Genomic DNA, 13,401 nt, shown 5'->3' with positions numbered 1-13,401 from the left:
CGGCCCACCGGAATGCCGGCAGCGCGGCAACCCCGACCCGTCCTTCGATTCCACACGACCACGGGGACGACTCATGGCGCGCCTGTTCACAGGACGGCCCATCGGGCCCGGCGCGAGGAGGAAGCCGCGTGGGAGCGGGCGCACGCCCCCTTGACGAGCTCACCGCGTCGGTTCCTCCGCTGGCGGACTGGGCCGCCGGGGTACGGGCCGATGGGCTCGCGCGACGCCCGGGCCGTGCCCCGCCACCACGCACAGCCTGCTGGCCGGGGCGTGCGTCGCTCCGCGCGCTTCCCGCCGTTCCGGCCGTGTCTTGCTGCCTGCCTTCGCCGCCCAGATCCTCGGCTCGGCCCACGGTCTTGACGACGGCACACTGCTGGCCACGCTCACCCTGTCCGGGGTCCGCGCGCCGATCGGATTCCCGACGGTCAGGGCGCCGAACGGCGACGCGAGGCGTGGGCCTCGGCGGGACTGCTCCGGGAGCCAGTGAGCTGTGTCATGGGCGTAGGCGGGTTCGTGGCCGTCGCGGAAGAGCTCAGAGGACATCCTCAGTCTTGGCATGAAGCCGTCGTCGAGGTTCCCCAGGACCGCGGCCGGATTGCCGGGATCTTTCGGAATCAGGCCACCGGGGACGGGCAGGATGGTGGGGACGTTATCGGCCTCTGGTGCGTCACTCTCTGCCCGGTTCTGGAGCGAACGAGGACTCAGGGGCTCAGCGGAGCGTTTCCGATGGGTGTGTGCGGGCCCACCCGTATGTGCGTGGAGCTGGGCCGGTTCCGGACCATGGCTGGCTGGCCATTTTTGTCCGTTGCTATTGGAAAGCGTGCCGTGACAGCATTCGGCGCGTGTTCGATAACGGGGATGACATAACAGAGCCGCCTGCCCGGCGTTCGAAGATCGCCGACTTGGACGCCTGGCCTGCTGCCACGGCGCCTTCCATGGTGATTGAGGAACCGGCACCGGCCCGTGCGATGGAGCCGGACGGCGATCCGACGGCGGCGGCTCGGCGTGAGTTTGCTGTTTTGCTGGGGGAGTTCCGGCGTACGGCGGTGTTGGTGCCGCTGGATGGTTCGGGGGATCTGTGGTCGGCGGAGCAGGGCGGGGTCCGGTGGATCTGTGCGTTCTCGGACGAGGAGGCGCTGGCCCGGTTTGCGTGGGCTCGGGGGGATGCGGCGCGGGAGTGGGTGTACCGGACGGTGTTGGGTGCGCGGTTGCTGGATGTGATGGTGCCGATGTTGCCGGGGCCTGCGGGGGTGGCGCTGGATGCGGGCAGTGAGGACGGGATGTTGTTCCCGCCGGTTGCGGGGATCGTGCCGGATTCGGTGGCGGTGGACCTCGGGGGTGTGGAGTGAGCGGGGACGGGTCTGATCTTCGTGTGCCGCCTGAGGCGTTGGCCGCGATTGCGAAGGGGATCGATCTGGCGCATGCCGAGCTGAAGGATCTCGGGATGGTCGGTGAGGCCTGGGCGGGCCGTGGTTTCTCGGATCTCGGCTTGTCGGGGCTGGAGTTGGGGCATGGCGGGCTCGCGGCGGCGTTCGAGACGTTCTGTGATCGCTGGGAGTGGGGTGTGCGGGCGTTGACGCAGAAGGGCAACAAGTTCGCCGTGGGGGTCGGGTTGTCGGCGGGTTCGTTCGCGGAGCATGAGCAGTACGTCAAGGACTCGTTCAAGATCGGTGTGAATTCGCTGAACGGGAATCCGCACCTGTCCGAGGACGAGGTCAAGGAGATGAGCTGGGACACGGTCCGGAGCCAGACGATGTACGACAACCCGGACTTCAGTGGGGAGTCGGCGCTGAGGGCGACGGAGGAGGTGGATCAGCTGTGGCGGGACACCGGTGCCGAGGTGGGGATCGGGGGGCCGGATCCCACGGGGAACGCCTGGACGGTGGATCCGGCGTTGCGGGAGGCGGTTGCTGAGGCCGAGCGGTCGGAGCGGGGGCAGGGGGACTGATGGTGGACTGGGGGAGGCTCGGGGACGGGCTGGTCGACGGGGCCGGTCATCTGCTCGACAAGGGCAAGGAGTTAGCCGGCGAGGCCATTGACACCGGTACCGACATGCTGGGTGCGGGCCTGGACAAGGTCGGGGCGCACGGCTGGGCCGACGGGGTCGAGGACTGGGGGGATGAGACCGCGTCCTCGCTGGGGGCGGAGGTCGGTGAGAAGCAGCTCGGGCAGAGTGAGGAAGCGGACGAGCTGATCCATGGCAGGCCGGAGAAGATCGCTGCCACGGTGAAGAACCTCCGCGACTTCCAGCGGGCGTTCGATCTCGTCGGCGGTGGGATGAAGAAGCTCGACTCCGGCCACTGGAAGGGGGAGGTCGCCGACACGTTCCGGAGGTATTTCGAGACCCTGCCGACCGACTGGCTGCGTGCGGCGGATGCGTTCGAGGACGCGGCCAGGGCGCTGGAGACGTATGCGCGGACGGTGACCGGTGCTCAGGGCAAGGCCCGGGAGGCCATCGCCCTGCACAAGGAGGGCAAGCAGGACTACGAGACGGCCGCTGCTGAGTTCCAGCAGAAGGCGGCGGCGTACAACGCGGTCCGCAACACCGATCATCCGCTGCCGCATCCGGGGAAGTTCTCCGATCCGGGGCTGGCCAAGCGGCAGCTTGCGCAGGAGATCCTGCAGCTTGCGCGGCAGACGCGCAACGAGGCGGCCGAGACGGCCAAGGGCGCGGTCACCGCAGCGATGGCACACGCGCCGAAGGAACCCACTGGCCTGGACCGCCTCAAGCGGGAGGCCTACGACCACGCCCTGGGACAGGGCATCGAACTCGCCCACTTCAGCGGCGGGATCATCAAGGGCGGCGCGGGGCTGGTCAACTTCACCCGCTCGGTCAACCCCATGGACCCGTACAACCTGACCCACCCGGCCGACTACTACAAGGGCGTCCACACCACACTCGCCGGCCTCGTCTCCACCGCAGCCAACCCCGACCGGGCCCTCAAGACCGCCTGGGAATCAGCCAAGGGCGACCCCTCCGAATTCATCGGCCGCCTCGTACCCGAAATGATCGGCACCAAGGGCGGCGGCCTGACCAAGGGCGGCCTACGAGCCGGGATGAAGGACCTCCTCGAACGCCGAAAAGGCAGGAACCGGCACGGACACGAACAGAACCCCGACCCCAACTCCAACCAATGCAGCAACGTCAAATGCGCCGGAGACCCCATCGACGTCGCAACCGGACGCATGCTGCTCCCGCAGACGGACATCGTGCTCCCGGGGTCTCTGCCCCTGGTCTTCGAGCGCGTCTTCGACTCCTCGTACCGGGCCGGCCGCTGGTTCGGATCCGGCTGGTCGAGCACAGTCGACCAGCGCCTGGAGATCGACGCCGAAGGCGTGGTGTTCAGCTGCAACGAGGGCAGCCTGCTTGCCTACCCGCACCCCGCGCCAGGCGTTCCCGTCATGCCCACGCACGGCCGACGCTGGCCCTTGGACCGGGTGGACGACGGCTACACCATCACCGACCCGGAAACCGGCCACGTCCGGCACTTCGTCGACCAACCAGGCGGCGAGCTGGCACTCCTGGCCCAGATCGACGACCGCAACAACCGCTGGATCACCTTCGAGTACGACGAGACAGGCGCCCCGACGTCGATCGTGCACCACGGCGGCTACCACCTGAAACTCACCACGAACGACGGCAGAATCACCGCCCTCCACCTTGCGGGCGCCGCACCGGACGGCACCGACCAGGAAATCCTCCACTACGGCTACACCGACGGCCACCTCACCGAAGTCACCAACTCCTCAGGCAAGCCCCTGCGCTTCGGCTGCGACGAACAGGGCCGCATCACCTCATGGACGGACACCAACGGCAGCCGCTACGAGTACGTCTACGACGAACACGACCGCTGCGTGTACCAGACAGGCACCAACGGACACCTCGAAGCCCACTTCACCTGGGACGACACCGACCCCGACACCGGCCTGCGCATGACGTCCATGACCGACGGCCTCGGCCACACCAAGCGATACGTGATCAACAACCGCTCCCAGGTCGTCGCCGAGATCGACGCCTTGGGCGCGGTCACCCGCTACGAGCACGACCGCTACCACCGGCTCCTGTCCGTCACAGACCCGCTGGGCCACGCCAGTCGCTTCACATACGACGAGAACGGTTGGCTGACCGTGGTGCAGCGACCGGACGGACGCCACTCGAGAGCGGAGTACGACGAGCTGGGGCTGCCAGTGCGCATCACTGATGCGGCCGGGTTGATAACGCATCAGACGTTCGATGAGCAAGGCAACCGCACGTCCGTCACCGATCCATCGGGGGCTACAACGCGTTTCTCGTACGATGAGCAGGGTCACCTCGCGTCAGTCACTGACGCCATGGGGCAATCCTCGGCCATGACATGCAACAGAGCAGGGCTCTCCATAGAAATCACCGACCCGCTGGGTGCCGTCAACCGGTTCCAACGGGATGCTTTCGGCCGGAAAGTAACCATTACCGATGCGGTTGGCGCGACCACCCATTTTGAGTGGACGGTGGAGGGGCAGCTGGCGTGCCAGGTTATGCCGGACGGCAGCAAGCAGAGCTGGACATTCGACGGGGAAGGCAAGTGCATCGCACACACGGACCCGATAGGAAGAACCACCACTTCCGAGTACGGCGACTTCGATCTCCTCGTGGCGCGAACGGATCCCGACGGGGCTCGCTTTGAGTTCAGTCACGATGCCAACTTACGGATGACGGGTGTCATTAATCCCCAGGGGATGGAGTGGTCCTATGAGTACGATCCGGCTGGACGCCTCATATCCGAGTCCGACTTCGATGGTCGCACCATCACGTACACCTATGACGCGGCCAACCGGATGGCCTCAAGGACGAACAGCCTCGGCCAGACCATCCGTTTCGAGCACAACAGCCTCGGCAAGGTAGTTGTCAAAGACAGTGACGGCGAAGTAACCACTCTCGAATACGATGTCTTTGGTGAACTAGCCGCAGCAAAAGGCACGAACTCGGTGCTGTCCCGGTTGCGGGACCGCTACGGCCGTCTGCGCTCTGAGACGGTGAACGGACGAACCGTCACCTACCAGTACGACAGGCTCGGCCGGCGTGTGGGGCGGACGACTGCTTGCGGCGCCGTGAGTGAGTGGACCTACGACGCGGCAGGGCGCCGGAACCACCTCACGACGTCCGGCCGGGAGGTGTCGTTCCAGCGTGACTCTGCAGGGCGGGAGCTGATCCGCCACATCGGCGAGACGGTCACGCTGGCGAACGTTCTGGATTCGGCCGGTCGCCTTGCCCGCCAGGACATCACGACCCGGGGCCGGAGTCTTCAGCGCCGCGACTATACCTACCGCGCGGACGGTAGCCTCGCGAGAATCGGTGATCAACTCGCTGGCGCGAGCACATATGGCCTGGACGCCGTCGGCCGTGTTACAGAAGTGCGAGCTGCCAATTGGACAGAGCAGTACGCATACGACGCGGCTGGCAACCAGACATCAGCAGTATGGCCGTCGGGTCACACGGGCCATGAAGCGACTGGGGCACGTACCTACCTAGGTACCAGCATCGAGGGCGCCGGTCGCATTCGCTACGTACACGACAAGCAGGGGCGAATAGTGCTCCGCCAAAGGGCTCGCATCTCGCGCAAACCCGAGACTTGGCGCTACGAATGGGACGCCGAGGATCGCCTGAGATCGGTCACCACGCCTGACGGCCAGAAGTGGCGATACGCCTACGATGCACTTGGACGACGCATTGCGAAGCTCCGCGTCGCGGAGGATGGGCACACCGTTCTGGAACAGATCTTGTTCACCTGGGACGGTGCCGTCCTCTGTGAACAGCTCAACGAGGGCGAGGGATTTCCTCACCCTGTCAGTCTCACGTGGGATCACGACGGTCTAAGCCCGGTGACCCAGACGGAGCGCCTCCTTGCTGCGGACACATCGCAAGAAGTGATTGACGAGCGATTCTTCGCCATAGTCACCGACCTCGTAGGGACTCCCAGCGAGCTCATAGACGAGTCAGGTGCGATCGCCTGGAGAACTCGCCGCACAATCTGGGGGGTGACGACATGGGCGGCCAAAAGCTCGACGTACACACCGCTGCGCTTCCCGGGTCAGTATTTCGACCCAGAATCCGGGCTTCACTATAATTTTCATCGTTACTATGATCCGGAAACGGCCCGCTACGCATCCCCGGATCCTCTCGGCCTCATTCCGGCGCCCAATCCCATAGCGTATGTCCGAAACCCCCACCTGTGGATTGACCCGCTCGGGCTCAAGGCTTGCGTCGGGCAAGCCGACCCCGCAAGTCAGGCGGGCGACCTCGGCAGGCTTGCTGACAAGATAGCCGCGCATGGTGACATCAACGGGCGAGGCATCCCGGGAGTCGATGATCTGGATGTCCCGGAATATCTCGAAGACATGATGACGGCAAGTCCTGGCATCAAAATGCGGGACACCCCATCAGGAACCCCTCGCTGGGCCTGGTGGGATCATCAGACCGGCACGATGTTGATTCGTGAGGGGTCCAACGGCACCTTCATGCAGCCGGGCGACGGCTACAGCTACTACATGCGCCAACTCCAGGAGTAATATAATGAATGAACGGTCGGCGGAGACGCCTAATACGGAAGAGCTATGGTCTGGGCTGACGCCGTCGGCGATCGGCAGCGTCTCTCGGTACGATGCCTGGCGATTGGAAATCGAGCGATCTCGGGTTGCGCCAAGCATTCGTGAGAAAATTACAGACCCAGTGTATTCACTTAAGAATTTGTTCTCGTCCTGGGAACGCCTTGTGCGCAGGATGGAGTCCGACTGGCAACTAGCGGGGCAGTACCCGATCAGTGCTTACATCAACGATCTGGATGCACGTGATCAACTGCAGATCGCCATGGGCACACTGACCGACGAGGCCCGGATAAAGTTGTCTGCTCTGCTGGCAACGCTGGATGCGCGCTTCGTCCAAGGGTCGGTGCCGGATGAGGAGGGTGAACTCCGCCCATGGCTGAAGCCGTCCTCGGGTGAAGAGCCGCATGGATTCTGGCTGCGCAAGCCTCGTAATCACCCCTGGTAGATCAACTACGCCTCTCTCGGCCGCCGCATAGCCAATCAACGCCCACAAGCCCAAGGCGACGCAGTGAGGTTTTCTCAACGAAATACGGTTCGGGCCCGGTCGTTGACGGGGTGGGCTGGCGGACACCGACGTCGACAGGACGGGACGCTGGTTCGGCCCGCCCTGGGAATCCACTGCGGACCAGCGACTGGACATCCTTTCGGGGCCGGCATCGGCACGGCCTCGTGGTCATCTTCTCCTCCACTCGCAGCTGCGCACGGTGACATCAACAGGCGAGGTATTCCAGAGGCTGCAGGTCAACGCCGTGGCAGACGGCGTCGCGGACGACGATGGGTGGTGGGCGGGGAGGGCCGAGGCGTAGTCAGCCTTGGCCTGGGGCGACAGGCCAGCCGATGATGGCATCTCCGGTCGTGATGCCGATCACGTTGCCCGTGCTCCGATCTTGAGGGGACAGAAGAAGGCCACGATGGCCCTTCTTCGTCTCCTCGAGCCATCCAAAATCGAGCGGGAGCTTGTCTTCGCGGCAACCCACCACCAGGGTCGTGACTTCCTCGAATCCGTGCTGCACCAGGCTCTTCAGCAGACGCTCAGCCTCACACTTGTCCAGGACCTCCGCGTCGTCCACCACCACGACGACCGGCTCATCGGGGGACGCCGACGACAGGGCTTCCTTGACTTCCTCGTGCCCGATGTTGTCTCGGACGAAGCAGGTCACCACGCTCGCCGAGCTGATGGCCCGGTTCTGCGCCGAGGGAAGTCGCGTCGCGGGCGATCGCAACACATACGGCCAAGGCCAGACCAAGGAACACGAGGCCGCCCTGCCTTGACTGTCGGTGCGTCTGCGACGCTTTGTCGAACCGTCTGCTATGCCGGTACGCGATTCGCCCAGGGCCCCGCGGGCCCACCGTAATCGGAGGTTGTGGTGGGCCTGCAGGGCCCTGGAGGGTCGCCCTTCTCCCTGGCATGCTCTCGCCAAGCAACGCGCGTAGAACGCGTGGAACTCAAGGAGGACGGGACATGTGTGAGCACTGCGGTCCGGCCGACGGAGCCGCTGAGGAACTGATGGGTCTGCGACCGGCGGGCCCGTCGCGCAGAAAGATGCTGCTGGGCGTCGGCGCCGGGCTCGGGGTGGTGTTGACGGGCGTGCCGGCCCTGACCTCGTCGGCCGCGGCGGCGACGCTCAAGGACGGCCGGTGGTGCAATCCCGCCCGGGGGCACTTCCCCGCAGGCGGCTACTACGGGGCCCCGCGCGGCCCCTACCTGCACGCGGGCCAGGACGTCACCAACTCGACGGGTACGGCCGTCTACGCCGCGGCCGCCGGCACCGTCGTACGTCGCGGCACCGGCGTCCTGTCGGGGCGTACCGGGAACGGTCTGGTCATCGCGCACGGCGGCGGGCGGTACACCTACTACGGGCACCTCAGCGCGTTCCGGGTCCCGCTGAACGCCAAGGTCGCCGCGGGGCAGCGCATCGCCGACATGGGCGCCACGGGCAAGGTGACCGGTCCGCACCTCCACTTCGAGACCCACAGCGGAGGGCTGGGTTCCACGGTCAACCCGGTGTCGTACCTCGCCGCCCGGGGCGTGGACCTGGGCGGTGGCTGGCCGGCCATCGACCCGGGCGCCGTGGGCGCGACGGTGAAGGCCGTCCAGTACCTGATCACCCGGCGCGGCACCGCGCTGGTCGCCGATGGCAACTACGGTTCGGTCTCGGTGAAAGCGGTCAAGAAGTTCCAGTCCTCCCGAGGCCTGGTGGCGGACGGACAGATCGGTCCGAAGACCTGGCCGAGCCTGGTCTACTCGCTCCAGCGGGGCAGCTCCGGAGCGCATGTGCGCGGTCTTCAGGCGGTGCTGAACAAGCACAGCGCGGGACTCGCCGTCGACGGAGACTTCGGTTCGGTGACCAACTCGGCCGTGCGCGCCTACCAGAGCGTCAACCGCCTGGTCGTCGACGGCAAGGCGGGCCCGAAGACCTGGGAGGCCCTCGCCGGGTGACGGCGGCGCCGACCAACACCCGCTCCGGCTCACTGGTGACGCGGGGACCGCGCCGCGCCGAGTGCGTACCAGAACGCGGCTTCCTCCTCCTCGCCCTCCGCGTGCGCGACGTCGCCCAGGAGTGTGAGCAGGGCCGCGGGGAGCGGATGAGGGGGTGGAGGAGGCACGGGGGCGGGGGCAGAAGCGGGAGGGGGTGGAGTGGGGGTGCGGGGGTGGTGCGGCTCGGTGGGGGGTGTCGGTGGTGCGAACAGCTCGCGGGCCCGCGACTGCTGGCCCTCGCTCATCAGCAGCTCCGCGTACATCTCGCGTGCCTCGGCGGCGGTTTCGGCGTCCGCGCACTCGATGGCCTGCTCCAGCCAGGGGTACGCCTCCTCCGGCCTGCCGTCCGCGGCCAGTACCCGGCCGAGCAGCAGCAGCGCCTGCGGACGGTGCTCGGTGTCCTGCGAGTGGGCCAGTGGCAGCAGGACCTCCGCCGCCTCGGGCAGCAGGCCCAGGCGGAAGAGGGTGCTGCCGAGGTAGCGCCGGGCCAGCGGGTCGACGGACGGGTCGCCTGCGGCGAGGGCGTCGGTCAGCAGGCGGCGGGCTGATTCGAGGTCGTTGACGGAACGCCGGACCACGCCGAGCAGCGCACCGGCCCAGGGGGTCGTGCGTGGGCCCGCCAGCTCCAGCACCGCCTGGAGCAGTTCTCCGGATGCCTGCACCTCCCCGGTGTCCAGCAGATACTCCGCCGCACGCAGATAGGCGAGAGCGAGGCCCTCCTCGTCGTCCGATTCCTCCTCCCGGACCAGCAGTTGGCCCGCGGCGTCGGGCTCCCGGTGCAGCAGCCGCACCGCCAGATATGCGCGTGCCACCTCGGTGACCTGGGACGGCTCGCCCGCGACGACGGTGCGCAGCAGCTCCTCGGCGGCCTCGCCCTCGCCGTCCTCGATCAGGCACTTGGCCAGGTGGAACCGCCCGAACTGGGAGGCGGCACCGGCGTCCGCCTCCGCCGCGGCCCGGAACTCGCCCAGCCCCTCCTCCCGCCGGCCCACGGCGACGAGCACCGTGCCCAGCACGGCGCGCGCCCAGACCACGGCCGTGGCGTCGTCCGCGTCGGCCACCACCCGCAGCAGGCTCTCCGCCCGCTCGTAGTCCCCGGCACCGGCGAGCATGCCCGCCAGGTCCATGCCGGCGATCAGCGACCACTGCGGATGCCCGGAGTCGATGGCGACGCGGTACGCGCGCTCGGCCTCCTCGAAGCGGCCGTCCAGGGCGAGGAGGTCCCCGAGGAAGTCGGCCGCCCGGGGGGCCTGGTGAGGGTGCGCGGAGTCGATGACGGCAGTCAGCAGGGCCGCTGCCGCCGCCGCGTCGCCCCTCTTGTTGGCGAGCATGAGCGCGAAGTCGACCTGGGCCGTCCGGGACCAGTGCTGGTGACCGGAGTCGATGGCGGTGCGGTACGCGCGCTCGGCCTCCTCGACGCGGTCGTGCAGGGCGAGGACCTCGCCGAGGACGGCGGCGGCGTACGGGCCCAGGTTGGGGTGGGCCGAGTCGACGACGGCGGTCAGCAGTTCCGTCGGCCGGGTCAGGTCCTCGTCCAGGGCCGCGAGCACGACGGCGAACTCGATCCGGGCCATCGCCGACCAGTCCGGATGGCCGGTGGCGATCGCGCGCCCGAACCATTCCTCGGCGGCGGGACGATCGCCCTGGTTGGCGTACCACTCGCCGAGCCCGCAGGTCGCGCGCGGCCCGTGGCCGGGATGGCCGGAAGCGGCAGCCTCGTGCAGCAGGGCCATTCCCTGCTCGATCCGGCCCTGCGGGTGCAGCACCACGGCCAGCAGGATCTTGGCGTACGAATCGAGCAGGGGATTGCCGGAGGCGATCAGCTCCCGCAGGATCCGCTCGGCCTCCTCGGCCCGGCCGCGCACCATCAGCAGCTCGCCCAGGCCCACCTGGGCCAGGGGCACCGCGTGCGACTGCCCGCCGGCCAGCACCGAGCGCAGCACCTCCTCGGCGCGGTCCAGCTTTCCCCGGCCGGCCAGTACTCCGCCGAGGTTCGCCCGTGCCACCGCGGTGACCTGCCCCGCCATCGACTCGCCCATCGCCCGGGAGAGTGCCCACGGCTGCTCGACGGGCTCCGCCGTACCGCCGCGCGAAATGCCCGTACCCACCCGGGACTTGCCCCGGTCCGCACCCGCCACCTGCCCGGTCCGTACACCGGCGGCTTCACCGGCCCCGGTCAGTGCGTTGACCAGCTGCGCCTGCGCCCGGTGCGCCACCTCGTGGTCCCCGGCGGCGACGATCGACTCCAGCAGCCGCTCGGCCCGGTCGCTCTCGCCCTCCGCGAAGAGCAGGGCCGCCAGGCTGACCTGGGCCATCTGGGAGAGCTGGGGATCGAGGGCGCCCACGGCGCTCTCCAGCAACTGCCGCGAACGGTCCCGGTCACCGGCCATCATGAGGATCTCGGCCAGCATGACCTGTGCCAGCGGGACCACACTGTCCACGGTGGTGGCGGCGGCGCGTTCGAACCGGTCCGCCGCCGCCGTGAACTCCGCCCGGTAGAGATACATCTCGCCGAGCACCAGCATCGCCCACGCCGCGCCGTCCCGGTCGTCCGAGCCGTCCGCCACCCGCCGCAGCATCCGCTCGGCGGTCTCCGACTCGCCCCGGACCAGCGCCGTGTATGCGCTCGGCAGGAGTTCGGTGGCCGCCCGGCTGCCTGCCAGGTACTCCCAGGCGAACCGCGGCACCGCGGCCGAGGGATCGTCGTCGCGGGTGTCCAGGTACTCCGACATGTACGGAGTGCCGGCGTACTCCGCGGGACCGTCGGGCGCCCCCGTGCGGTGGAGCAGGGCGATGGTGCCCGCCACCGGTTCCCGGGCCCAGGCCAGACCGGTGCGGTACGTGCTCTCGTCGGCGTCCAGATCCGGGCGGTGCTCGGCCAGGTAGGCGGCGAACAGCTCCCGCAGCGTGGCCTCGGGGACCGGCTCGGCGACTCCCATGCGCAGCCAGTCCAGGGCCACCCTGGCCAGCGCCCACCCGGCCGGGCAGCTGTCGATCCCGTCCGCGAAGCGCTGCTCCAGGCTGGGCGCGGCGACCATGAGTTCGCCGATGCCCCGGGCCGTGAAGTCCTCCTCGGGGTACGCCTCCCGGGCGGTCGCCGCGTCCTCGGGGGCGAGCAGCGACGGCAGCTCGACAGTGCTCGCCTTGTTCAGGACGGTGCGCGCGATACGGCCGATCTCGCTCTCCATCCCGGTCAGCGCGGCCCGTTGCGCGGCCGGGATCGTCGCCACGACGGTGACGGCCGGCTCCTGCCGGGCCAGCCGGTCCAGGATCTGCAGATCGAGGCCGCCCGGCCGGAGATAGCGGTGCAGATCGTCCAGCCAGAGCACCACCGGGTCGGATCCGGTGGGCAGCCGGAGCCGGCTGAGATCGTCCAGGACCCGGCGGCCCGAGTCGTCCGGGCGCGGCACGACCAGCCGGGCGCCCGGCACCGTACGGACCAGCGCCTCGTACAGGGTCCGGGACTTGCCCGCCTTCGAGCGCCCGGCCAGCACCACGAACCGCCGGTCCGCGAGGAGTTCGCCGAGCCGGTCGTCCTGGGCGCGGCGGGGTACGTACGGAGCACCGGCCCCCGGATCGCCGCCTCCGGAGCCGCCGTACTTGGAGCGGGCCACCCCGATGTCGTACGGGTCCACCTCGTCGACCCGGGGGATCTCGCCGTCCCCGGTCAGCGGGACCCACAGCAGGCTCTCCAGCCGGTCCCGCAGCTCGGTGCCGGTCGAGCCCTTGACGTGCTGCCCGAGCTCCGGCCAGTAGCGGACGAGCGTCTCGACCTTGATCGCGTACGCGGTGCGCCGGTCCACCGAGGTCACCGTGTCGCGGGCGACCAGCATGCCGACGACGCCCCGGCTGTTGACGTCCCACACGGGGGAGCCGGAGAAGCCCTTCTCCAGTCCCCAGCCGGTGTGCGGGGCGGCCTCCACCTGGAGCCACTCGCTGCCCGCGTGGCCGATGATCTCGCCCCGCACCGGAACGCCCCGGCGCCGGTGCTCCTCGGGGTAGCCGTAGGCCCGGAAGCGGTGGTCCCAGGTGCCGGGGTCGGTGGTCCGCAGCGGGGCCGGCCGGGCCTCCGGGGGCGCGGGCGCACCGAGTTCGAGCACTGCGACATCGCCCGTCCCGTCCCCGGTGTCGGGATGCCAGCCGCCCGGCACCACGGAGGCGGGCAGCGGCTCGTGCCCGGAGGCGTACTGGAACCCGACGAAGACCGGCTGTTCGGGCACGTCCGGAGCCCTGCCGGGGCGTACGACATGGGCGCAGGTCAGCACGTGCCGCGGGGTGACCAGCAGTCCGGCGCCCACCGGGTCGCCGTGCCCGGTCCTGCGGATGCTCACCAACCAGGG

General features: G+C 68.7%; 8 protein-coding genes. 6 read left to right on the top strand and 2 right to left on the bottom strand.

What is annotated here, in order from left to right:
- Nucleotides 1–187 precede the first annotated feature (187 nt).
- The 5 genes from ACFYY7_RS07030 to ACFYY7_RS07010 all read left to right on the top strand — a co-directional run bounded on the left by ACFYY7_RS07030 (nucleotide 188) and on the right by ACFYY7_RS07010 (nucleotide 7,027).
- Nucleotides 188–487, top strand: coding sequence for a TIGR02679 domain-containing protein (locus tag ACFYY7_RS07030; RefSeq protein ID WP_388658406.1), 300 nt, complete (start codon nucleotides 188–190; stop codon nucleotides 485–487).
- Nucleotides 488–935: 448 nt separating this feature from the next.
- Entirely contained in the window at nucleotides 936–1,349 is a 414-nt protein-coding gene (locus ACFYY7_RS07025; RefSeq protein WP_388658061.1) for an SseB family protein, read from the top strand.
- Nucleotides 1,346–1,948, top strand: a complete 603-nt coding sequence (locus tag ACFYY7_RS07020) for a hypothetical protein (RefSeq protein ID WP_388658059.1) — start codon at nucleotides 1,346–1,348, stop codon at nucleotides 1,946–1,948. The genes ACFYY7_RS07025 and ACFYY7_RS07020 overlap by 4 nt, the downstream gene beginning before the upstream one ends.
- Nucleotides 1,948–6,546, top strand: coding sequence for a putative T7SS-secreted protein (locus tag ACFYY7_RS07015; RefSeq protein WP_388658056.1), 4,599 nt, complete (start codon nucleotides 1,948–1,950; stop codon nucleotides 6,544–6,546). Before ACFYY7_RS07020 ends, ACFYY7_RS07015 begins: the two co-directional genes overlap by 1 nt.
- A 4-nt stretch (nucleotides 6,547–6,550) precedes the next feature.
- Nucleotides 6,551–7,027 carry a hypothetical protein gene (locus ACFYY7_RS07010; protein ID WP_388658055.1) on the top strand — a complete coding sequence of 159 codons (477 nt, stop codon included), beginning with the start codon at nucleotides 6,551–6,553 and terminating at the stop codon, nucleotides 7,025–7,027.
- 361 nt (nucleotides 7,028–7,388) lie between these two features.
- Here ACFYY7_RS07010 and ACFYY7_RS07005 read toward each other — a convergent pair whose 3' ends face one another.
- The gene (locus tag ACFYY7_RS07005; RefSeq protein ID WP_388658052.1) at nucleotides 7,389–7,745 is read right to left on the bottom strand and encodes a hypothetical protein; all 357 of its coding nucleotides are present in this window, start codon (nucleotides 7,743–7,745) and stop codon (nucleotides 7,389–7,391) included.
- A 410-nt stretch (nucleotides 7,746–8,155) separates the two neighbouring features.
- On the opposite strand from ACFYY7_RS07005, the gene ACFYY7_RS07000 reads away from it, so the two are divergent.
- Nucleotides 8,156–9,022 carry a peptidoglycan-binding protein gene (locus ACFYY7_RS07000; RefSeq protein WP_388658404.1) on the top strand — a complete coding sequence of 289 codons (867 nt, stop codon included), beginning with the start codon at nucleotides 8,156–8,158 and terminating at the stop codon, nucleotides 9,020–9,022.
- Between the two features lie 29 nt (nucleotides 9,023–9,051).
- On the opposite strand, the gene ACFYY7_RS06995 is transcribed toward ACFYY7_RS07000, so the two are convergent.
- The gene (locus tag ACFYY7_RS06995; protein ID WP_388658050.1) at nucleotides 9,052–13,392 is read right to left on the bottom strand and encodes a tetratricopeptide repeat protein; all 4,341 of its coding nucleotides are present in this window, start codon (nucleotides 13,390–13,392) and stop codon (nucleotides 9,052–9,054) included.
- Between the last annotated feature and the right edge of the window lie 9 nt (nucleotides 13,393–13,401).

It is taken from the genome of Streptomyces sp. NPDC001933 (assembly GCF_042890955.1).
Lineage (GTDB): Bacteria > Actinomycetota > Actinomycetes > Streptomycetales > Streptomycetaceae > Streptomyces.
The sequence above is the reverse complement of the archived record's forward strand: the minus strand, read 5'-3'. Positions and strand labels throughout refer to the sequence as shown.